The sequence below is a fragment of the Austwickia chelonae genome (genome assembly GCF_003391095.1).
GTDB classification, from domain to species: domain Bacteria; phylum Actinomycetota; class Actinomycetes; order Actinomycetales; family Dermatophilaceae; genus Austwickia; species Austwickia chelonae_A.
The window spans coordinates 3,096,071-3,117,046 of record NZ_CP031447.1; the positions used below are offsets into that span (position 1 = coordinate 3,096,071).

A 20,976-nucleotide genomic window follows, 5' to 3' on the forward strand; every position below is an offset into this window, starting at 1 on the left:
GGTGAAGCTGACCCCGTCGCCATCCGAGGTCGTGTGCAGGACTATCCAGGTCAATCCTGGATATATTCTGCACGATCCCTCCCCGGGAACTGGGAGTCGATCACTCACCAATCCCCTTGGGGAGCATGCTTGTTCATTGACCAGGAAGTATCCAAGATAATCTCTGATTTGGAGGATCAGCAAACTCTCGCACTTGATCTCCATTCACAGAAAACCCACAGGAGAGGCATAGCGGGATCGATAGCTGACCCCTTTCAATCGAAGGCATGAACTCCTCGGCGCCGCCATCCCTCACCCGACCGGACGGCAGCCCGGTCCGCGTCCTCGTCGTCGACGACGAAGCGAATATCACCGAACTCCTTCGCATGGCTCTGCGCTACGAAGGATGGGAAGTCCGCACCGCAGGGACCGGCACATCCGCCGTCAAGACCGCCAAGGAGTTCAGCCCCGACGCCGTCGTCCTCGACATGATGCTGCCCGACTTCGACGGCATGGAAGCACTCCGTCGGATGCGCCATCACGACCCGAATGTGCCCGTGCTCTTCCTCACCGCCCGCGACACCGTGGAAGACCGTGTCGCCGGACTCACCGCAGGTGGCGACGACTATGTCACCAAACCGTTCAGCCTCGAGGAAGTGGTCGCCCGTCTGCGCGCGCTCATGCGTCGCACCACGGTCAGCGCCGAGGACGTCGATTCCCTCCTGGTGGTCGGCGATCTGACCCTGGACGAAGACAGTCACGAGGTGACCCGGGCTGGCACCGAGATCACCTTGACCGCAACCGAGTTCGAGCTCCTGCGTTATCTGATGCGCAACCCGAAGCGGGTGCTCTCCAAAGCGCAGATCCTCGACCGGGTGTGGAACTACGACTTCGGCGGGCAGGCGAATGTGGTGGAGCTGTACATCTCCTATCTGCGCAAGAAGATCGATGTGGGACGGGAGCCGATGATCCACACCCTGCGCGGCGTGGGTTACGTCCTCAAGCCGACGAGCTGAGCGGGGTTGTCTCCTGGGACGAGGGTGGCGGTTCACAGCGTCGGCACAGCGGTGCAACAGCCCTCGCCGGGTGGGGTCGGCTGTCCTTGACGTATGGGACGGGCAAAGCAGGCGATGCTGGGAGGTATGTCCTTGCGTCGGAAACTCGTCCTGTCGATCGTCTCCTTGTTCGTGATCGTGACCATCGTGATCGGGCTGACGAGCTTCGCGGTGGCCCGGAAGTCCTTGACCCGGCAGCTCGACGAACAGGTCGGGCAGTCCATCGGACGGGCTGTGGATCAGTATCGCGGCCGGAATCTCCCGCCTGCCGATCAGGACGATCCCGGCCGGGGCATCGGTGGTGATTTCCTTCTGCTGGAGATCCGGAATGGTTCGGTCCGCCAGTTCGCGGCGTACACCAAGCGGGGTGCGCGGGTGGAGAAGACCGAGAAGCTCACCCGTACGCTGCTCACTGCTGGTCTCGACGAGCGTCCTCGCACCGTGTATCTGGGGTCTGAGCTCGGCGATTATCGGCTTGTCCGTCAGGAGACTGGACGTAGCACCGTCATCGCGGGGTTGCCGATGCGTCGGATGGAGGACCCGCTGGAGAGCATCCTCTACACCAATGCGGTGGCCGGGCTGATCGGGTTGGTCTTGCTCGCCGGCGGAGCGACATGGCTGATCCGAGCCAATCTGGCTGCGCTGGAACGCGTTGCTGCCGTGGCGGGGCGGGTGTCCCGCACGCCGCTGTCCACCGGGGCCGTGGAGATCCCCGAACGGGTCGCTTTGCAGGACACCGATACCCGTACCGAGGTGGGGCAGGTGGGCGCGGCTATCAACGAGATGCTCGACCATGTCGACCGTTCTTTGCAGGCCCGCCATGAGAGTGAGATGCGTCTGCGGCGTTTCGTGGCTGATGCCAGCCATGAGCTGCGGACCCCGCTGGCCTCCATCCGTGGTTATGCCGAGTTGTCCCGTCGGGAGACCGATCCGGTCCCCGAGGGGGTGCGACATGCCTTGAGCCGGATCGATTCGGAGTCGGCGCGGATGGCGAATCTGGTCGAGGATCTCCTGCTGCTGGCCAGATTGGATGCTGGTCGCCCGTTGGCTGCGGAGGAGGTGGATCTGACTGTTCTGGTGATCGACGCGGTGAGTGATGCTCGCGCCGCCGGTCCTGGGCATCGGTGGCAGTTGGATCTGCCCGAGTCCGCGGTGGAGACGGTCGGCGATCGGGCGCGGATCACCCAGGTGGTGGTGAATCTGTTGGCCAATGCCCGAGTACATACTCCTGAGGGCACTACGGTGACGGCACGTGTCCGGGAGGTTCCTGCCGAGCCCGCCGAGTGTGGGGAGGGCCCTGCGGCGTGGGCGGTGATCACGGTGTCCGATGACGGCCCCGGCATCCCTGAGGAGCTGTTGCCTCGGGTTTTCTCCCGGTTCACCCGCGGCGATGAGGCCCGTACCCGGGTTACCGGGAGCCAGGAGAGCAGCGGACCGGCTTCGACCGGGTTGGGGCTGTCGATCGTGCAGGCGGTGGTCTCCGCGCATCGCGGCGAGGTGGGGGTGGACAGCGTGCCGGGGCGGACGGTGTTCACCGTGCGGCTGCCCATGTTGAGGTCTGCTCCGTCCGGTGGCGACGGCGAACCGGTAGCGGGCTGAGGTGTCGGCGCTCGACCGGTCAGAAGGCTCCTTCGCCGGGCGCAGCGATGAAGTGCCGGACCAGCCAGGTCGGGAAGAGGATGTAGAAGGCCAGGATGATCAGGCAGCCCAGGAGCAGGAGGATGCTGATGCCGCTCGCGTGGGCAAAAGCCAGCAGGTGCAGACGGACGGCGAGCAAGGCTCCAGCGGCTCCTATGCAGAGGTAGGTACCGCGACGCGCGCACCGTAGGCAGATCTCGGAGGATCTCAGTAGGCCGCCGGCCAGGGCGAGGACGAAAGCGAGGCTCAGCACGACGGCGGAGAGCATCAGGAAGCTGTGCGAGTGGTGGACTGCGGCGGGAACCGGTTGGAAGAGCACCGACCACCAGATCAGCATCACCCAGAAGCCGAAGGCGGCGACAGGCCCTGCACAGAGTCGGTCTTCGCGGTGTGTCATCACATGTCCCCCGCCTTATCGGCGCCAGGAAAGCTGCCACCCGACACCAGTTCATCGGTCCGCCAATGTGATTCAGGCTATTAGCCGGTATATGCCCTTTGTCTTCCATTTCAGGGGTCACGACTTGAGCGGTTTCCCTGGTACTGCCGACCGGGAGGCACTCACGCCCAGCGGAGGCTCAGGCGCGCCGGAAGGAAAGACGGAGACGCGCATGTACGCGAAGAGGGTCCGACACCTGATGGTGTCGGACCCTCTTCGCGTGGCGGAGGCGGAGGGATTTGAACCCTCGATGGGGTTTAACCCCCAAACCCGCTTAGCAGGCGGGCGCCATAGACCGGACTAGGCGACGCCTCCACGACTTCTACAACGATTCGTTGTAGCAAGCTTCGGACAGGCTACCCGCTCAAGGGGACCCAAGACAAAGCGAGACACGAGATTCCTCGACCAAGTTCTCCCCCAGACGCATCGAGGCGCCCGAATCGCGCGGAATACGAGGAAGGCCCCCCGAGATACCAGATCTCGGGGGGCCTTCCTCGAAGCTTGTCGTCAGCGACGATCAGAGGGGACGGACGTCGTCAGCCTGCGGACCCTTGGGGCCCTGCGTCACCTCGAACTCGACACGCTGAGCCTCGTCCAGCGACCGGTAGCCACTGGTCTGGATCGCGGTGTAGTGCACGAAGACGTCGGGGCCGCCGCCGTCCTGAGCAATGAAACCGAAGCCCTTTTCGGCGTTGAACCACTTAACGGTGCCCTGAGCCATGCGAAATACAACTCTCTATCTTTGAGGCCATCGGTTCGACACACTTCGTGTCGAACCTGGCTGCGGCATTACCCCCGACAAACGCGGGACATGCCCGTACTTTCCGAAAACTCACCGTGAGTGGCCGGATCCGGAATCACCTGCGAGGAACTGCTGTGCAACCAGGCTCACCGTAGCACGCGGCAGCTTCGACATAACAGAGCAGCATGACAGTTTATGACATTCTTGAGATAGGCATCCGAAATGCCCGACTGGATACGTCATATAGGCAGGTCAGACCCCTGAGGTAAGGCCATGAAAAATTTATGAGATTTCTTCGACACACCCTTGTCGGGCGTGTCGAATCATGCGCGTTTGGTCCCCTCACAGCCGCAACTACGTCGGTGGATGATCTCCCCCGCCAAGCGTAACGTCTGCGCCGGTACGTCCGGATTGTTCATCCGCCGCACCAGCATCTGCACCGCACGTGCACCGATCGCGAACCAGGGCTGCGCCACCGTCGTCATCGCGGGTTCAGCTGCACCGGACCAGGGCACTTCGTCGAAGCAGGCCATGGCCAGATCTCCAGGGACCGTGATGCCCGCCGCACGAGCCGCTCGCAACGAGCCCACGGTGGCCGAATAACCGGCCACGAAAAGCGCTGTCGGCGGATCCGGTTCCGCCAGAAGCGCAGACACGGACCGACGTACCTGCTCCTCGCCCGGGCACTCCTCGACCACCAGCTCGGAGGACAAAGGCAGCCCGCGGCGCCGATGCGCTTCCACATATCCGGCGAGTCTCTCCCGGTAGGTGGCCAGCTCGGGACGACCTCCCACATAGGCGACTCGCCGGTGGCCGCGCTGGATGAGGTGCTCGACCAGCGCGCAGGACGCCGACTCGTTCTCCACCCCCACTTGATCGACACGCATGTCCTGCAGACGGTCGACGACCACGAAGGGCACCGAACGGTCACGCAGCAGCTTCAAGGTGCCGTCCTCCCACCCGCCGGAAGGCGCGATGAGCAAGCCGTCGACGTGATGCGCCAAGAGACGGGCGACCACCTTGCTCTCGTGCTCGGCATCGTCATGGGTGTCGACCAACACCATCTGCACGCCGCGCCTGGAGGCCTCCTCCTCCACGCCGTCCGCCAGCTCACGCAGCGCAGGGTTCGAGGACATGGCGGCAGCCAGCCCGATCGTCATCGTCGCTCCGGCTGCCAGGGATCCTGCGACCGGGCGATGTTCGAAGCCCAGCCGCTGCATCGTGTCGAGCACCAGACTCCGTGTCTCCGGATTCACCGGTCTTGTGCCGTTCACGACGTGCGAAACAGTGCTCACGGACACCCCCGCGTCACGCGCGACCATGGTCATGGTGACACCCGCCATGACCCCATCCTTGCGCAAGCGCTCTCGGCGTTCCACTCCCACCCCCCTTGGACAAAAGCACGCAAACTCCGCGAGCTCCCCCGGCCTGCCCTTCTTGCCGGCCCCGACCGAGCTCCCCCGTCGTCGGCAGAAACCCTTGGGCTCGGTCCGCTCCAGATACCCCCACCGGTATCATGAAGGATCGTCCGGCACCGACCGGAAGGTCACCCCGCCGATCAACCAGACCGGCTCTCACCTGCGAAGGAGGCACCTGTGGTCTCGCTCGATCCCGATGACATGGGCCCCGTGGTCAACCGTCTCCGCCGAGCCCAAGGTCAGCTCGGCGGAGTCCTGGCAATGATCGAGGACGGTCGCGAATGCGAAGACGTCGTCACCCAGCTCGCCGCCGTCAGCAAAGCCGTTGACCGTGCCGCGTACAGCATCATCGCGACCACTCTGCGTCGCTGCATCGACGCCGGCGACGAAGAAAGCCTCGACGCCAAACGCCTCGAGAAGATCTTCCTCTCACTGGCGTGACCTCGACCCGACCGCAGCCTCGCCGCCGTCCCGTCACCCTCTGCGCACTCGCCGGGGTGTTCGCCCTCACCCTGAGCGCGTGCACCCCCGGCCCAGGACGATCCACCGGCGAGCCCTCCACCACCGCCCGCCCCAGCACCCCCGGAAGTTCCACGACAGCCGGGCACGCTCTGCCCCCTGAGCTCGTCGCCGCACTGGAGAAGCTCCCCGGCAATCTCTCCGAAAGATCTGGTCTGGCCGTTCTCCCGGTCGGTGGACGGGGCGAGCCAGCACTCTGGGGAGCCATTCGCACCGGACCGGCCTGGTCCACCATCAAGGTCCCGATGAGCGTCGCTGCCGGAAGCGCGCACCAGGAGGCCTCCCGGCTCGCCATCTCCCAGTCGGACAACGAAGCCGCCGCCCGACTCTGGGCGAGCCTGGGCGGCGGAGAAGAAGCCGCCACCGCCGTCCGCGCCGAGCTCCAACGCGGAGGCGATACCCGCACCTCCGTGCAGCATCAAGAAGTTCGCCCGCCCTATACCCCCTACGGGCAGACGAACTGGCAGCTGAACGACAGCGCGCGCTACACCGCGACCCTGCCCTGCCGACCCGAGGCAGCCGCCACCTACACCCAGATGCACACCATCGCAGCCGATCAGCGCTGGGGCCTAGGATCCATCCACGCGGAGGCGTACAAGGGCGGATGGGGCCCAGCCGTCGACCAGCAGTACGTAGCCCGCCAGATCGGCGTCATCGCCCGACCGGACGGCACCCGCACCGCCATCGCCATGATCGCGCTCTCTCCCGGCGGTTACGAACAAGCTGCCACCGACCTGGACATCCTGACCGGAACGATGCGCGAACACCTCGGCAAATTACCTTCAGGGCGGTGTACAACACCCTCAGGAGCAGCCGGAGACCGAGCCAAGCCCTGAGGGCCTTACACTGGCTTCTGCTGCGGTACACCACCCAGCACGGAGGGCTCGCATAGTGGACTAGTGCGGCGGTCTTGAAAACCGCTAGGCGGGCAACCGTCTCGTGGGTTCGAATCCCACGCCCTCCGCCACATGCCGAAGGGGCCCGCATCGCGATGATGCGGGCCCCTTCGGCATGTCGTCGCCCTGGGACAGGTCAGATGTCCTCGGCCTTCAGCCCGGGAAGCTTCGAGGAGGACATCAGCGGATTCCAGGAGCTCAAGAAGGTCTCCTTCGCCGACGAAGCCTTCGAGTTGGCCTGCGTCAGCTCACTGCTTCCCTGGCAGACCGTGCCCGCAGTGGCCATGTGCATGTAGATCTGGTCGGCGTCGGCTGACGCCTGCAGAGCCGCCTTGAGCTGATCACGCGCCCGCGACCCCTCCGGGATGTCCTTGAACGGGGCGTCCCCCAACTCGTCCAATTTCGCCAACTGCGCCAAGCGACCCTTCAGGGCGTCGTCCATCTGACGCTTGCCGCCCTCCTTGTCGCCCTTGCTGCAATAGGCGTCGATGCCCTGGACCAGGGTCAACCGCGAGCCACGGCCTGCGTCCAGTACCGATCCCACCGCGCTACGCGCAGCCTGAGCGCGGCTCGCCGGGTCACTGGCCGTCGACGTGGTCGTGGACGACGAAGCCTTCGTCGTCGTCACCACCGGAGCCTTCGCCGTCGGCTTGGCCGATTTGCTCGAGCCCCCCATCGACGTCAACGCGAAGATCACCGCACCGATCAGCAGAACCGCAATGACCAGAACGACCGGGACCAGCGGGACCCCGCGCTTCTTGCCACCGCCTTCCCCGTACGAAGGCTGGCCGTCCCCGTACATCTGTTCTTCCAGTCCGCCACGCCCCTGAGCGGGATATCCCCCAGGATGTCCCCCCTGAGGGATGCCCTGGCCCCCGATACCAGGAGCAAAAGGCGCCTGAGCCGTACGGGCCGCACCCATCTGAGCCGTCGCTCCGGGGCCGCCCTGCGGCCCACCCCACGGCGACGGCTGGTCGTCGATGTCGTCCGGCCAGGCCGAGAACTGGTCGGCCATCGTGTCCGAACGCGGACGACGCGGAGGCGGAGCCCCCGCACCTGGGCCCTCCGACACGGGAGGCATCATCGCGGTCGACCCGCTAGCAGCGGGCATCGCCGAGGTGCGCTGCGGCGAAGCTCCCCCAGGCACCGAAGGCATCGCCGCCGTTGATTGATCCTGCGATGCAGGCTTCGCTCCAGCGGGTGCGTCTGGTCCTGCATCGTGCTTGGCCTTGGCAGGGCTGCCACACGAGACACAGAAGCGCGCACTCGCCGGAAGCTCAGCGCCGCACTCGGGGCAGTAGCGGGCCATGGTCACCTTCCCTCGTCACCGGCATATCAGACTTGACTGATCAGCGTCGTAGCCTAGCCGCCAGCATCCTGTCTGTGATATCAACCGAGGTCACAGCTCGCGTCTCCGTAGGTTTCCCACCCCGGTCACCGACGCTCCCCCGGTTGAACTTAAGCGTCTGAAGCCTGCCATGTCCCTCGTCGAACATCGAATTCGGGTATACCAGCTTTACTTTCCACGGCTTCCCCCGCCACCGGTCGCGTAGATTCAAGACAGATCGGCGACACTGCGCCGCAAGTAGTTTCACCACGAAAGGGGACGCTCACATGCGTGGACGACTGATGTTCATCGCCGGACTCGGTGTCGGATATCTGCTAGGTGCACGAGCTGGCCGCAGCCAGTACGAACACATCATGTCCCAAGCCGACGCCCTGTGGAACGACGCCAGGGTCCAGGAAAAGGTCGAACAGGCCCAGCACCTCGCCACCGACGCCGCGGCCTCGGCCGGAGCCGTTGTCGTCGACAAGGCCAAGGAGAAAGCCCCCGAGGTCGCAGCCACACTCACCGGTATGGCGGAGTCCGCCAAGGAAAAGATCTCCGACCTCGGCAACGACCCTGCCCGCGAAGACGCACCCGACCGGACGCCCGGCACCGATCACCTGTCGACACCACCCGGACGCCAGGTGAACACCGACGCCCCGTGGTCCACCGAGTCCTACGGGGAGACCCGCGCCAGCAGGGCACAAGCCCGTCAGGAGGGCAACCCGGCCATGCCCGACCCCTACTACCGCAAGCCGGAATGACCACACACGAAAAATCCCGAGAACACACGGGCCGGACGGTGCCACCCACCGTCCGGCCCGCGCACAGGTCAGTCCAGCCTGCTGTACACCGTGGAGAACTCGTCAGGAACCCGCTCGCCGAGCCAGCCCTCGACCAGCCAACGCCCAGCAGCGAAGGACACCGGCAACGTCACCTCTCCCGCACGTAACGCCTCGAGAAGCTCCGCCCTGCTGAACCAACGCGCGGCCACGACCTCCGCCGGATCGATGGTCAGCTCAGGGTCCTCGACCCGGGCCACCATCGCCACCATCAGCTGCGACACCGCAGGCCAGGGCTGACTCCCCGCATAGGCCACCGAGACCACCGTCAGTCCCAGCTCCTCGTCGACCTCCCGGATCACCGCGTCCTCCAAGGACTCCGCCGCATCGACGAAACCCGCCGGGCAAGACATCCCGACCGCTGAGGACCAACGGTGCCCCCGCACCAGGCAGATCCGGTCGTCCGCGTCGAGCACCGCCATGATCACCACCGGATCAGTCCGCGGGTAATACTCGGCCCCACACCCCGGGCAGGAACGCATCCACCCCGCAGCCACCCGCTCGGTGCCACCCGCGCAGGCCGGGCAGAAGGGGTTCAGCCGATGCCAGCGACCCAGAGCCAGCGCGATCGACACCGCCTCCGCATCGACCTGGCCCAGCCCGGCCATCGCTTCACGCCAAGGACGCCACACCCCCGTGCCGGTCGCAGCTCGGCAGCGGGCCAGCCGGCCGGGCTCTCCGCCCAGCCAGATCATCTCCTCGCGGGATTCTCGGTCGTCCCGGCTCGGCGAACGCCAGCGCAGGGCACCGCTGTCCTCCTCCACACAGGCCGACTGACCCGCCAGATCACAGACCAAGGTCTCCGGGTCGTCCAGCAGCCGGGACACCAGGCCGGCATCGAGACGTTGCTCTCCCCGTCGGGGCCACTGCGCATACTGCATCCACAGCGGACGGACGGGAACCGGAAACGGATGCGTCGACGGACCATTCACCCCGCCAGGCTAAACGCACGCACCTGACGTGACACCGAGTCCGTCCTCCCGTCCTCCTGAACAGGAGGAGACACCGACCGGTCGTCGCAGAAGAACCCCGGCGGAACCCGGACTCAGATCCACAGCTCCGGCTCGGTGAACATCGCCTCGTACGGATCCTCCGCAGAGGTGAGTTCACGCTGCCGATACCGAGCAGGCACCCCCGTGGCGACGTGATTCGGTGGAACATCTTTGACCACGACCGAATTCGCTCCGATCTGAGCACCATCACCGACGAAGACCGGCCCGAGGACCCGAGCCCCCGCCCCGAGAGTCACGTTGTCACCGACAGTCGGATGACGTTTCCCCTTGGCCAGGGTCCGCCCCCCGAGAGTCACGGCGTGGTACATCATCACGTCGTCACCGATCTGCGCGGTCTCCCCGATGACGACCCCCATTCCGTGATCGATGAAGAAACGCCGACCGATGCTGGCCCCAGGGTGGATCTCGATACCGGTACGGGCACGGGTCCACTGGGAGAGCAGCCTGGCCGGAAGCCGTCCACGATCGTGCTGCCACATCCGATGAGCGATCCGATGCCCCCACACGGCGTGGAGCCCCGGGCTGACCAGGGCCATCTGAACACGCCCGGTCGCTGCCGGGTCCCTGGCCACAGCTGCTTCCAGGTCCTCCAGCACCGAGGCCTTCGCTCGTGCCAGGACACCGGGAACCCGAACGGGCCAGGTGACACTCATGACATGCCTCCGTTTCGGAATCCGGGGGCGAACCCCCGAGGGGTCAATCGGTGAGACCTTCGAAAAGGATCGTCGACAGGTAGCGCTCACCGGTGTCGCACAGGACGGTGACGATCGTCTTCCCCGCGTTCTCCGGCCGGGCTGCTACCTGAGCAGCAGCAGCCAGGTTCGCTCCGGCGGAGATCCCGATGAGCAGGCCCTCGCGAGTGGCGGCTTGACGCGCCCAGGCGACCGCGGTCGAGGCGTCGACGGTGAGAACCTCGTCGACGACCTCACGGTCGAAGTTGTCGGGCACGAAGTTGGCGCCCATCCCCTGGATCTTGTGCGGGCCGGGCTGGCCGCCGGAAAGAATCGGTGATTCAGCTGGTTCGACAGCGATCACCCGCAGGTCGGGGTTCTGCGACTTGAGGTAACGGCCGGCGCCGGAGACCGTGCCGCCGGTGCCGACACCCGCGACCAGGATGTCGACATCTCCCTCGGTGTCGGACCAGATCTCGGGGCCGGTGGTCTCTTGGTGGGCAGCGGGGTTCGCCGGGTTCGCGAACTGGCTGGCCAGAATGGCGTTGTCACCGGCGGCGATCTCGTGAGCCCGGTCGACGGCCCCCTTCATGCCGGACGAGCCGGGTGTGAGCTCGAGCTCCGCCCCGAAAGCGCGTAGCAGTGCGCGACGCTCCTTGCTCATGGTGTCGGGCATGGTGAGCACGACCCGGTAGCCGCGGGCTGCCCCGACCATCGCGAGGGCGATACCGGTGTTGCCGCTGGTGGCCTCGACGATGGTGCCGCCCGGTCGGAGGTCGCCACCGGCTTCGGCGGCATCGACGATCGCGATCGCGATGCGGTCCTTGACCGACCCTGCGGGATTAGCGAATTCGGCTTTTGCGAGCACAGTGGCCTCGCTGCCGATGATGCGGTTGATACGGACGAGGGGTGTGCGCCCCACGATGGCGGTCACATCGTCGTACACAGGCATGTCGTTACTCACTCAGGTCGTCGGAGGCGAGCGTCGGCTCGTCGGTACACCACCATCAACCCTAGATCCGTTATGGATATTCCAACAAAAACTTATAGATGTCGTCTCAGGGGATGAATCGGCACCCCGAAGCACGCCCCCACCGACCCCGGATCGCGACCCAGCAAGGCACCGACACCGGCGTCGACACCGAAGAACACCCATCTCCGTCCCGTTCGGGGACCGAAACAGACCCCCGAGAGGGAGGTCACAATTCATCCACCCGATGAGAAGCCACTCGCTTCGTATGATCGCCGCATGTCAGCGCTGCAAGCCACGGCGATCATTCTCTGTCTCGTCGTTCCCACCATCGGGTGGATACTTCTGTTCCGACAGGCCTGGCGATTCAGCAAGGTCTTTCGCATGGGGACGGCAGACCCCCTCCGCACCGACCGGCCCGCATATCGCACATGGACAGTGGCCAAAGAATTCTTCGGCCACACCAGAATGTCCCGTCTCCCGGTCGTCTCCATCGCGCACTGGTTCACCGCGCTGAGCTTCTTCCTGCTCTTCTCCACACTCGTCAACGCCTTCTTCCAGCTCATCTGGCCAGAATTCAGGCTGCCGATCGTGGGCCACTTCCCACCCTTCGAATGGCTCATCGAGTTGTTCAGCTGGGGCGGCCTCATCGGCATTGTCACCCTTAGCGTCATCCGACAGAAGAACCACCCCCGTCGCTATCAGGACAGCCGTGGACGACGCAGCCGGTTCTTCGGATCTTCCTGGTGGCAGGCCTACTACGTCGAAGCGACCATCCTCGGCGTCACGATCTGCATCCTGCTGCTGCGCACCCTCGAAGCCCGCATGGTGCAGCTCACCCACCCCGAAGAATCACTCGTCCTGCATTTCCCTCTCACCGGTTGGATGGCCGGCATATGGGGCCATCTACCACTCCCGATGGTGTACGAAGCCGTCTACATCTTCGCGATGTTGAAGATCCTGATCTCCTTCGCCTGGATGATCACCATCTCGCTGCAACCCACCATGGGCGTCGCCTGGCACCGATTCCTTGCTTTCTTCAACATCTGGTTCAAACGTGAAGCCAGTGGACGCACGGCGCTAGGTGATGTCCGCCCCATGCTTACCCCCGCCGGAAAACCGATGACCCTTGAGGACATCGAAGCGATGGGCGACGAAGAATCAGACCAGTCCGAAGGCGAGGGCCATGAGCCCCGCCTCGGCGTCGGAAAAGCAGAAGACTTCTCCTGGAAATCCCTGATGGATTTCACGACGTGCACCGAATGCGGCCGCTGCCAAAGCCAATGTCCCGCCTGGAACACCGAGAAGCCGCTCTCCCCCAAGCTGCTCGTCATGACCCTGCGCGACCACGCCCATGCGAAAGCCCCCTGGGTCATGGCCACCGAGGACGAACGCCGCGAACAGCCAAAACACCTCAAACGACTCGCCGAGATCCCCCTCGTCGGCACCACCGGATACGAAGCCGACCACCCCGCAGGGGCCTATGACGCACTGGGCCCCGACGCCATCATCGACAACGACGTCCTCTGGTCCTGCACCAGCTGCGGCGCCTGCGTGGAACAGTGCCCCGTCGACATCGAACACGTCGACTCCATCGTCGACATGCGTCGCCACCAAGTGCTGATCGAATCCGCCTTCCCCGGCGAGCTCAGCGGCCTGTTCAAAAACATGGAAGGCAAAGGCAACCCCTGGGGGATGTCGCCCACGGCCCGCCTCGACTGGGCGAAGGGGCTCCCCTTCGACGTCCCGATCATCGGCCAGGACGTCGAAGACCTCACCGAGGTCGACTACCTCTTCTGGGTCGGCTGCGCCGGCGCCTACGAAGACCGCGCCAAGAAGACCACCCGCGCCGTCGCCGAACTCCTCCACACCGCAGGCATCCGCTTCGCCGTTCTCGGCAACGGCGAGAGCTGCACCGGCGACTCCGCCCGCCGCGCCGGCAACGAGATCCTCTTCCAGATGCTCGCCGCGCAGAACATCGACGTGCTCGATGAGGCCAAGGCCACCCGGATCGTCGTCACCTGCGCGCACTGCTTCAACACGCTGCGCAACGAATACCCTTCCCTCGGCGGCGACTACGAAGTGATCCACCACACCCAACTGCTGAACCGGCTCGTCCGCGACAAAAAACTCGTCCCGGTCGCCCGCCCCGGCGCCGCGAACACCTCCGACGTCGCCTCCACCGGACGCAGCGTCACCTATCACGACCCCTGCTACCTGGGACGCCACAACCACGTCTACGCCCCACCCCGCGAGCTGCTCGGCGCGCTCCCCGGCGTCGACTACAAAGAGATGGCCCGCTCCAAGGAGAAATCCTTCTGCTGCGGGGCAGGCGGCGCACGCATGTGGATGGAAGAACAGCTCGGCTCACGCATCAACGAGAACCGCACGGCCGAAGCTGTGGCCACCGGCGCCGAACGGATCGCCATCGGTTGTCCTTTCTGCCGGGTCATGTTGTCCGACGGGCTGAACAGCCAGAAAGAATCCGGAGCTGCTGCGGACGAGGTCGAGGTCGTCGACATCGCTCAGATGCTGCTCGCCGCAGTGCGGACACCCGCCCCGGCCACGCCGGAAACCTCCTCGACCACGAAGAGCCCGGACGAGGACACCGCTGTCTCCCCCGGTCCCCGCACCGCGGTGGAACATACCGAGGAAGAAGCCGCTCAAGCTCCGGTCGGAGACGCCCCGGACACCGTCGACCGCCCGGCGGCGAGTGCTCCCAAGGGGAAGATGTCGGCCGCCGAAGCCCTCGCCCTGATGGGCGGCGGCGTGGCAGCTCAACCTGCCGCCAAGCAGGACAAGCCTGTCGAGGAAGCCAAGCCCGTCGAACAGGCCAAGCCGACGGAGAAGCCCGCCCCCACCGGTGCCACGGCTCCGCCGCCGGAAAAGCCTGCGTCCATGCCCAAGGGGAAGATGTCAGCGGCTGAAGCCCTCGCCCTGATGGGCGGCGGCACGGCGGCTGAAACGGAGTCGGCCTCCGCACCTACACCTGCACCCGCACCTGCACCTGCACCTGCACCTGCACCTGCGGAGGCTCCTTCGCTACCGCCCGCAGCCGCACCACCGGTTTCGTCAGAGACGTGGGCTGTGCTCCGGGAGAAGCTCGGCGACCGGCGCAGCATGCCCGCTTCCGAAGCGCTCAGCCTGCTCGGTCGCGCCCCTGCTGCGGCACCGGCCACACCTTCGGAGGCTGCGGGCGACGTGAAGCCGGAAACCCCGGAACCGAAAACCCCGACACCGCCTGCCACCGAGCCGGTACCGGCTGCGGACAGCGCCGCTTGGCGCAAAGTACAGGAGAGGCTCGGCGACCGGCGCAGTATGCCCGCTTCCGAAGCGCTCGCCGTCCTACGCGGAGAGTGACCCGCGCCTCGGAGCTGCCCGGTGATCGCTGCCGGTCAGCTCCGAGGCTTCTACGCCGGCGGAGCTGTTCCGGCCTGCGGTGTCCCCTCTTCGGTGATCGCTGCCGCGAACTGGCTGCGGTACAGCCGCGTATAGGCGCCTTCGGCAGCGAGCAAAGACTGGTGGTCTCCCTGCTCCACGATCGCGCCGTCCTCCATGACCAGAATCAGATCAGCATCCCGAATGGTCGAAAGACGGTGCGCGATAACAAAACTGGTCCTCTCTGCCCGTAAGGCCGTCATGGCCTGCTGTAAAAGCAGCTCCGTACGGGTATCGACCGAACTGGTCGCCTCGTCGAGAATCAGCAAGCTCGGCCCCGAGAGAAAAGCCCGGGCGATGGTGATGAGCTGTTTCTCGCCCGCGCTGATATTCGCCCCTTCGTCGTCGAGGACCGTGTCATAGCCCTCGGGCAGATGCGCCACGAAACGATCCACGTAGGTGGCTTCCGCTGCGGCGTAGATCTGCTCGTCGGTCGCCCCAGGGCGCCCGTAGGCGATGTTCTCCCGGATCGTGCCCTGGAACAGCCAGGTGTCCTGCAACACCATGCCGATACGTTCCCGCAGCTCCCGTCGTGGCATCGCCGCGATATCCGTACCGTCCAAGGTGATCCGACCGCTGTCCAACTCGTAGAAACGCATGATCAGGTTGACCAGGGTCGTCTTCCCGGCACCGGTCGGCCCGACGATGGCGACGGTCTGACCGGGATCCACCGTCAAGGACAGGTCATGGATCAGCGGAGTACCGGCCCGGTAGGAGAACGAGACCTCCTCGAAGACGATCCGGCCCCGCGTCGCACTTCCCTGTACCGCCGACGACACCTCCGGGACCTGCTCCGGAGCGTCGAGCAGCTCGAAGACCCGCTCAGCCGAAGCGACACCGCTCTGCAACAGATTGGCCATCGAAGCCACCTGAGTGAGCGGTTGGGTGAACTGGCGGCTGTACTGGATGAAGGCCTGGACATCGCCCAGACTCAACTGCCCACCGGCAACCCGCAACCCGCCGACCACCGCGACCAACACGAAGGACAGGTTCCCCACCAGAAACATCACCGGCATCATCAGACCACTGATGAACTGGGCCCCGAATGCGGCATCGTGCAAACGGTCGTTGGTCTCCTGCATCCGGGCCACCACCTCGCGGCGACGCCCGAAAACGGTCACCAACTCATGTCCGGTGAAGGCTTCCTCGATCGTCCCGTTCAGATGCCCCGTCTCGGCCCACTGCGCGATGAACTGCTTCTGACTGCGTTTCCCGATCACCATTGTGACCAGCACCGAGATCGGAATCGACACCACCGCGATCAAGGTCAACAGCGGAGAGACATAGAGCATCATCACCACGATGCCCAGCACGGTGACCAGCGAATTCAACAGCTGCCCGAAGGACTGTTGCAGGCTCGTCCCCAGATTGTCGATGTCATTCGTAACCCGGGACAGCAGCTCCCCACGAGGCTGGGCATCGAAATAGCTCAACGGCAGCGCGTGCAACTTGTCCTCGACATCACCGCGCAGCCGGCGCATCGTCACCATGGAGACCTGGTTGACGAGCAGCCCGGACACCCACATCAGCAGCGCCGACACGGCGTACAACGCCAGGACCACCGACAGGACACCGCCGACCGCGCCGAAGTCGATCCCCTGACCGGGCACGAGGTCCATCGCCGTCACCATGTCGGCGAACGTGCCCTGGCCGTCGGCCCGCAACCGGGCCACCACCTGCTCCTTGGTCACCCCCGACGGCATCTGACGCCCGACGACACCGGCGAAGATCAGATCGGTGGCCCGGCCCAACACCTTCGGACCCAGCACCGACAAGGCCACCCCCGCGACGGTCAACCCGACCGCGAGCAACACCTGCGCGCGCATCGGCTGCAGCAGGCCGAGCAGCCGTATTCCTGAACGACGGAAATCCAAGGACTTCTGCGCGGGGGCCCCGCCCATCACTCCATGTCCTCGCTGCGGCCGCTCCGTGGCGGCCATCCTCGCCCCGGTGGGATTCCGCTGTGTGCCTGTGGGGGGCCGGTCTGCGTTCACGCCGCATCCTCCGCGCTCAGCTGGGAGCGGACGATCTCCGCATAGGTCGGGCAGGAGTCGAGTAGGTCGTGGTGTCGTCCCAGTCCGACGATCTGTCCGGCGTCGAGCACCACGATCTGGTCGGCGCCGATGATGGTCGAGACCCGTTGCGCGACGATGATCACCGTGGATCGGCGGGTCGTCGGGGTCAGCGCTGCTCGAAGCTTGGCGTCCGTGGTCAGGTCCAGGGCGGAGAAGCTGTCGTCGAAAAGGTAGATCCGTGGTCGGGCGACGAGTGCGCGCGCGATGCACAGCCGCTGCCGCTGGCCGCCGGAGACATTGGTGCCTCCTTGGGCTACGGCGGCGTCGAGCTCGCCGTCCAGCCGTCTGACGAAATCCTCGGCCTGGGCGATCCGGAGTGCTTCCCACAGTTCGTCGTCCGTGGCGTCGGGGTTGCCGTAGCGCAGGTTGTCAGCCACTGTCCCGGAAAAGAGATACGGCCGCTGTGGAACGACCGCGACCCGGCCCCACAGGTCGTCGGGGTCGAGTGCCCGCACGTCGACGCCGTCGACCCGCACCTGTCCACCGGTGACGTCGAACAGCCTGGGAAGCAGGTTGATCAGCGTGGTCTTCCCGGCGCCGGTGGAACCGACCACGGCCGTGGTAGTGCCCGGGCGAGCGGTGAACGTGATGCGGCGCAGCACCGGGGCGTCTGCCCCGGGGTAGGTGAACTCGACATCGTCCAGTTCGACGAGTCCTGCACATTCGGCGGGCCTGATCGGTTGTGCGGGTGCGACGACGCTCGTGGACGTGTCGAGTACCTCGCTGATCCGGTCGGCGGAGACCGATGCCCGAGGAACCATCGTGGCGACCATCGTCGCCATCATCACCGACATGAGGATCTGGACGAGGTAGGCCATGTAGGCGAACAAGGATCCGACCTGCATGTCACCGGTGTCGACCCGGTGCCCGCCGAACCAGATCACCGCAGTCGTCGACAGGTTGACGATCACGAGGACGATGGGGAAGAGCAGGGCCATCAGTCGTCCCACGCCTGAGCCCGCAGCGGTGAGCTCGTCGTTGGCCTGGGCGAAGCGTTCCCGTTCGTGGTCCTCCCGGACGAAGGCCCGAACGACTCTGACCCCGGTGATCTGTTCACGCAGAACACGGTTCACAGTGTCGACGTGGTTCTGCATGGAACGGAACAGGGGGATCATCCGCCGCACCACGAGCAGGATCGCCAGGGTGAGTGCCGGCACAGCGACGGCGACCAGCCAGGACAGGCCGGCGTCCTCCTGCAGGGCCATGACGATGCCGCCGACCATCATGATCGGCGCGCCGACGAGGATGACGCATCCCATCACGACCAGCTGTTGCAGCTGTTGGACGTCATTGGTGGTTCGGGTGATCAGCGAGTGCGCGCCGAACCGTTCGACCTCCTGAGAGCTGAAGGACATCACCCGGGAGAAGATGAGGGCACGCAGGTCACGTCCCATTCCCATCGCGGCGTGCGCACCATTCCAGACCGCGCCGATCTGGCAGGCCACCTGGACGAGGCACGCGCCGAGCATGACGACGGCGACTCGCCAGATGTGGCCGGTGTCGCCTTTGGCCACGCCGTGGTCGATGATGTCGGCGTTGAGGCTGGGCAGGAAGAGCGAGGCGATGGTGCCGACGAGTTGCAGCACGACCACGGCGGCCAGGTATCCGCGGTAAGGGCGCAGAGATTTCGTGAGCACACTGGTGAGCACAGAGGTCCTTCGTGTCGGCGGGGCCCGAGGGTTCTTCCCTTGAAGGTGAGAAAGCCGCTGTATCGGGATTCGATGGCGGATCGGTCGGTATGAGCATCAGGTCCGTTTCATTCTCCGGGTAGGGGGCCTTTTCCGCCTCCGGGACGGCCGGGACGGCACACTGAGGCCGTGGCTGTCGATCTCCTCTCCGTTCACGGAGTCGTCCTGATGTGTGCTGCTGTCGTCGTCGGGATGTCGAAAACGAGCATTGGAGGGCTCATCGCGCTGGCGGTGGCACTTTTCGCGATTCCGTTGCCCGCGAAGGAGTCGACGGCAGCGCTGCCACTGCTGGTCGTCTGACCCGGTCACCGTCGGCCGTTGCGGACTCGGAAGGTCCAGGTCGGTCGCCTTCCGCGACGTATCAACTCGGACATATCGCGGCGAGCCTCAACGTAAAATCGGACAAATAATCCAAAAATGTTGCGGCACAAGTGTTTCAAATAAGCGTCGAGCGGCCGATGGGGGTGTGGCCGCCCGCATCTGCGGGTCTGTTCCGCACGGGCATGCTGCGGCGAAGCATCTCGACAGCTCCGACGAACCCACCGAGCAGATCGCCGTCATACGAAGCGCCTGGACGAGTGAGGAGTTCCAGACCATGGACCAGGACAAACAGCCGAAGCAACAGAGCGTGGACATCGACAGCGATCCCAGCGAAGAACACGTTGAGGACCAAGCCGACTACGCAGTCGACCGCTCTGGTGTCGCCGAAGCCGTACTCGAAGTGCTCCCCACCCAGGACGAAGCTTCCCGGGTCGCCGCCGAGAGCAGTGACGAGCCGGCCGCTCCGAGCATGGTCGTTTCTCCCCACGCGCTCGCCGCACACGGATATCCGGCCCCCACCGAAGAAGAAATCGCTGCGCTCTTCGACCGGTGGAATGCTTCGCTGCAGGGAGGCGACATCGTCGAGGTCCTCGCCCTGTACACCGCCGATGCCGCTGTGCTCGCCCCGTCATCCACCGAGATCTGCCGGGACACCCCTTCCAAACAGGCCTTCTTCGACGAATTTCTCACCGACCGGCCCTGGTCCTCGGTCATCGACCGGCAGATCTACCGCGGTTACGGCAGTGCTGTCGACACCGGCACCTGCACCTTCCACTTCGCCACGACCGGCCATCGGGTCACTGCCCGGTACACGATGAGCTACGTGTGGAACGGCCGGAGCTGGCTGATCACCTCGCACCATTTGTCGGCGGCCTACGAGGAGAAGGCCGACAAGGTCGAGAAAACCGAGAAGTCCGAGCAGGCCGCCGACGAACAGTGAGCGTCCGGCCCGGTCCCGATGCCCTCCACATCGCGGCCGGGCCGGACGCGGCTCATCAGGCCAGCCCCTGGCGAGCCAGCCAGTCCTGAGCGACCTTGGTCGCATCCTCCTTGTCGACATCGACCTTGGTGACCAGGGAACGCACTTCGTCCGTGGTCAATATGGCGGACACCCCGTCGAGGGCCTTCTGCACCTGGGGGGTCGCCACGGATTTCGTGACCAGCGGGACGATGTGCTGGGTACCGAAGAGTCGTTTGTCGTCCTGGAGGACGACGAATCCGTGCTGGGTGATGGACGGATCCGTGGTGAAGATATTTGCGGCCTGGATCTGACCGTTCTTCAACGCCTGCACCGCTGCCTGCCCCGCCAGAGGAGTACGTACCTGTTTGAACTGGATGCCGTAGACCTTCTCCAGGCCGGGAACCCCCTGGCTGCGTGACTTGAACTCGTCGGGCGCGCCGAGAACGAACTCACCGGCCTTGCCCGCCAGGTCGCTCATCGTCACCAGCCGGTGCTGCTCCGCGGTCTCCTTCGTGACGGTGATCGAGTCCTTGTCCTCCGCTGCCGATCGAGCCAACACGGTCAGTTCCTTCGGCAGCAGACCCTTCAAAGCCTCGTAGGCCTTGTCGGGGTCGTTCTCCGCGAAGTCCTTCTTGTAGAAGAGCGCGAGAGCGCCCGTGTACTCGGGCATCACCTGGATCGAGCCGTCCTGCAGGCCTTTCATGTAGGCCTCACGTGACCCGATGCGTGGTTTCGTCGCCGCGTTGACCCCCTTCGCCTTCAACGCCCCGGCATAGATCTCGGCGAGGAGGACGCTCTCGCTGAAGTCCGCCGAACCGACCAGGACCTGGCCTGGCGCTGCGGAGCCGCCGGCCCCGCCTGGGGTCGAGGTCGCCAAGGGGTCGTGCGATCCCCCGCCGCAGGCGGTGAGCCCCAGCACGGCGACGGTGGCCGCAGCGACCAGTCCGGAAAAACGGGTGATCTTCATCGCGTTCTCGCTCCTGTCTA

General features: G+C 65.3%; 18 protein-coding genes, 2 tRNA genes and 1 pseudogene. 9 read left to right on the forward strand and 12 right to left on the reverse strand.

Features of this window, described 5'->3' with window-relative positions:
- The first annotated feature begins 266 nt into the window (after positions 1-266).
- Both DX923_RS13595 and DX923_RS13600 read left to right on the forward strand, forming a co-directional pair.
- Positions 267-995 carry a response regulator transcription factor gene (locus DX923_RS13595; protein WP_116115660.1) on the forward strand — a complete coding sequence of 243 codons (729 nt, stop codon included), beginning with the start codon at positions 267-269 and terminating at the stop codon, positions 993-995.
- Positions 996-1,088: 93 nt separating this feature from the next.
- Complete coding sequence (locus DX923_RS13600) at positions 1,089-2,633, forward strand: sensor histidine kinase (RefSeq protein WP_240322642.1); 1,545 nt, start codon at positions 1,089-1,091, stop codon at positions 2,631-2,633.
- A gap of 19 nt (positions 2,634-2,652) precedes the next feature.
- On the opposite strand, the gene DX923_RS13605 is transcribed toward DX923_RS13600, so the two are convergent.
- From DX923_RS13605 to DX923_RS13620, 4 genes are all read right to left on the reverse strand, one after another.
- Positions 2,653-3,069, reverse strand: a complete 417-nt coding sequence (locus DX923_RS13605) for a hypothetical protein (RefSeq protein WP_116115662.1) — start codon at positions 3,067-3,069, stop codon at positions 2,653-2,655.
- 260 nt (positions 3,070-3,329) lie between these two features.
- Positions 3,330-3,423, reverse strand: a tRNA-Ser gene (locus DX923_RS13610).
- Between the two features lie 202 nt (positions 3,424-3,625).
- Positions 3,626-3,829: a cold-shock protein gene (locus DX923_RS13615; protein WP_006503297.1), complete on the reverse strand. Its 204-nt coding sequence runs from the start codon at positions 3,827-3,829 to the stop codon at positions 3,626-3,628.
- A gap of 344 nt (positions 3,830-4,173) precedes the next feature.
- A complete protein-coding gene (locus DX923_RS13620; RefSeq protein ID WP_116115663.1) occupies positions 4,174-5,193 on the reverse strand; it encodes a LacI family DNA-binding transcriptional regulator in 1,020 nt (339 codons plus the stop codon).
- A 276-nt stretch (positions 5,194-5,469) separates the two neighbouring features.
- On the opposite strand from DX923_RS13620, the gene DX923_RS13625 reads away from it, so the two are divergent.
- From DX923_RS13625 to DX923_RS13635, 3 genes are all read left to right on the forward strand, one after another.
- Positions 5,470-5,709 carry a metal-sensitive transcriptional regulator gene (locus DX923_RS13625; RefSeq protein ID WP_162873132.1) on the forward strand — a complete coding sequence of 80 codons (240 nt, stop codon included), beginning with the start codon at positions 5,470-5,472 and terminating at the stop codon, positions 5,707-5,709.
- The gene (locus tag DX923_RS13630) at positions 5,706-6,623 is read left to right on the forward strand and encodes a hypothetical protein (protein ID WP_116115665.1); all 918 of its coding nucleotides are present in this window, start codon (positions 5,706-5,708) and stop codon (positions 6,621-6,623) included. Before DX923_RS13625 ends, DX923_RS13630 begins: the two co-directional genes overlap by 4 nt.
- Positions 6,624-6,664: 41 nt before the next feature.
- Positions 6,665-6,754, forward strand: a tRNA-Ser gene (locus DX923_RS13635).
- A gap of 65 nt (positions 6,755-6,819) precedes the next feature.
- On the opposite strand, the gene DX923_RS13640 is transcribed toward DX923_RS13635, so the two are convergent.
- Entirely contained in the window at positions 6,820-7,755 is a 936-nt protein-coding gene (locus DX923_RS13640) for a hypothetical protein (RefSeq protein WP_240322643.1), read from the reverse strand.
- A 192-nt stretch (positions 7,756-7,947) separates the two neighbouring features.
- Positions 7,948-7,992 (reverse strand): annotated as a pseudogene (locus DX923_RS17200) (hypothetical protein); the annotation flags it as partial.
- Positions 7,993-8,297: 305 nt separating this feature from the next.
- Here DX923_RS17200 and DX923_RS16490 point away from each other — a divergent pair.
- On the forward strand, positions 8,298-8,774 hold the full coding sequence (locus DX923_RS16490; RefSeq protein WP_205413048.1) for a hypothetical protein: 477 nt from the start codon (positions 8,298-8,300) through the stop codon (positions 8,772-8,774).
- 68 nt (positions 8,775-8,842) lie between these two features.
- Here the strand turns inward: DX923_RS16490 and nudC are convergent, their stop codons facing one another.
- The 3 genes from nudC to cysK all read right to left on the reverse strand — a co-directional run bounded on the left by nudC (position 8,843) and on the right by cysK (position 11,488).
- Entirely contained in the window at positions 8,843-9,784 is a 942-nt protein-coding gene (nudC, locus tag DX923_RS13650; protein WP_116115667.1) for an NAD(+) diphosphatase, read from the reverse strand.
- A 113-nt stretch (positions 9,785-9,897) separates the two neighbouring features.
- Positions 9,898-10,518 carry a serine O-acetyltransferase EpsC gene (gene epsC / locus DX923_RS13655; protein WP_205413049.1) on the reverse strand — a complete coding sequence of 207 codons (621 nt, stop codon included), beginning with the start codon at positions 10,516-10,518 and terminating at the stop codon, positions 9,898-9,900.
- A gap of 43 nt (positions 10,519-10,561) precedes the next feature.
- The gene (cysK, locus tag DX923_RS13660; protein ID WP_116115668.1) at positions 10,562-11,488 is read right to left on the reverse strand and encodes a cysteine synthase A; all 927 of its coding nucleotides are present in this window, start codon (positions 11,486-11,488) and stop codon (positions 10,562-10,564) included.
- 297 nt (positions 11,489-11,785) lie between these two features.
- On the opposite strand from cysK, the gene DX923_RS13665 reads away from it, so the two are divergent.
- Positions 11,786-14,866, forward strand: a complete 3,081-nt coding sequence (locus DX923_RS13665; protein WP_116115669.1) for a (Fe-S)-binding protein — start codon at positions 11,786-11,788, stop codon at positions 14,864-14,866.
- Positions 14,867-14,916: 50 nt separating this feature from the next.
- Here DX923_RS13665 and DX923_RS13670 read toward each other — a convergent pair whose 3' ends face one another.
- Both DX923_RS13670 and DX923_RS13675 read right to left on the reverse strand, forming a co-directional pair.
- Positions 14,917-16,884 (reverse strand): ABC transporter ATP-binding protein, encoded by a 1,968-nt coding sequence (locus tag DX923_RS13670; protein WP_116116346.1) that lies wholly within the window; start codon positions 16,882-16,884, stop codon positions 14,917-14,919.
- A gap of 50 nt (positions 16,885-16,934) precedes the next feature.
- On the reverse strand, positions 16,935-18,668 hold the full coding sequence (locus DX923_RS13675; RefSeq protein ID WP_205413050.1) for an ABC transporter ATP-binding protein: 1,734 nt from the start codon (positions 18,666-18,668) through the stop codon (positions 16,935-16,937).
- Between the two features lie 168 nt (positions 18,669-18,836).
- On the opposite strand from DX923_RS13675, the gene DX923_RS16330 reads away from it, so the two are divergent.
- Positions 18,837-19,007: a hypothetical protein gene (locus DX923_RS16330; protein WP_162872999.1), complete on the forward strand. Its 171-nt coding sequence runs from the start codon at positions 18,837-18,839 to the stop codon at positions 19,005-19,007.
- A gap of 166 nt (positions 19,008-19,173) precedes the next feature.
- On the forward strand, positions 19,174-19,968 hold the full coding sequence (locus DX923_RS13680) for a nuclear transport factor 2 family protein (RefSeq protein ID WP_116115670.1): 795 nt from the start codon (positions 19,174-19,176) through the stop codon (positions 19,966-19,968).
- A gap of 55 nt (positions 19,969-20,023) precedes the next feature.
- Here DX923_RS13680 and DX923_RS13685 read toward each other — a convergent pair whose 3' ends face one another.
- The gene (locus DX923_RS13685; protein ID WP_116115671.1) at positions 20,024-20,956 is read right to left on the reverse strand and encodes an ABC transporter substrate-binding protein; all 933 of its coding nucleotides are present in this window, start codon (positions 20,954-20,956) and stop codon (positions 20,024-20,026) included.
- Between the last annotated feature and the right edge of the window lie 20 nt (positions 20,957-20,976).

Coding starts and splice junctions, on each gene's coding strand:
- DX923_RS13615 (WP_006503297.1), bottom strand. CDS start 3,829: ATGGCTCAGGGCACCGTTAAGTGGTTCAACGCCGAAAAGGGCTTCGGT.
- DX923_RS13665 (WP_116115669.1), top strand. CDS start 11,786: ATGTCAGCGCTGCAAGCCACGGCGATCATTCTCTGTCTCGTCGTTCCC.
- cysK (WP_116115668.1), bottom strand. CDS start 11,488: ATGCCTGTGTACGACGATGTGACCGCCATCGTGGGGCGCACACCCCTC.
- DX923_RS13620 (WP_116115663.1), bottom strand. CDS start 5,193: ATGGCGGGTGTCACCATGACCATGGTCGCGCGTGACGCGGGGGTGTCC.
- epsC (WP_205413049.1), bottom strand. CDS start 10,518: ATGAGTGTCACCTGGCCCGTTCGGGTTCCCGGTGTCCTGGCACGAGCG.
- DX923_RS16490 (WP_205413048.1), top strand. CDS start 8,298: ATGCGTGGACGACTGATGTTCATCGCCGGACTCGGTGTCGGATATCTG.
- DX923_RS13670 (WP_116116346.1), bottom strand. CDS start 16,884: ATGGCCGCCACGGAGCGGCCGCAGCGAGGACATGGAGTGATGGGCGGG.
- DX923_RS13595 (WP_116115660.1), top strand. CDS start 267: ATGAACTCCTCGGCGCCGCCATCCCTCACCCGACCGGACGGCAGCCCG.
- DX923_RS13600 (WP_240322642.1), top strand. CDS start 1,089: ATGGGACGGGCAAAGCAGGCGATGCTGGGAGGTATGTCCTTGCGTCGG.
- DX923_RS13625 (WP_162873132.1), top strand. CDS start 5,470: ATGGGCCCCGTGGTCAACCGTCTCCGCCGAGCCCAAGGTCAGCTCGGC.
- DX923_RS13605 (WP_116115662.1), bottom strand. CDS start 3,069: ATGACACACCGCGAAGACCGACTCTGTGCAGGGCCTGTCGCCGCCTTC.
- DX923_RS13685 (WP_116115671.1), bottom strand. CDS start 20,956: ATGAAGATCACCCGTTTTTCCGGACTGGTCGCTGCGGCCACCGTCGCC.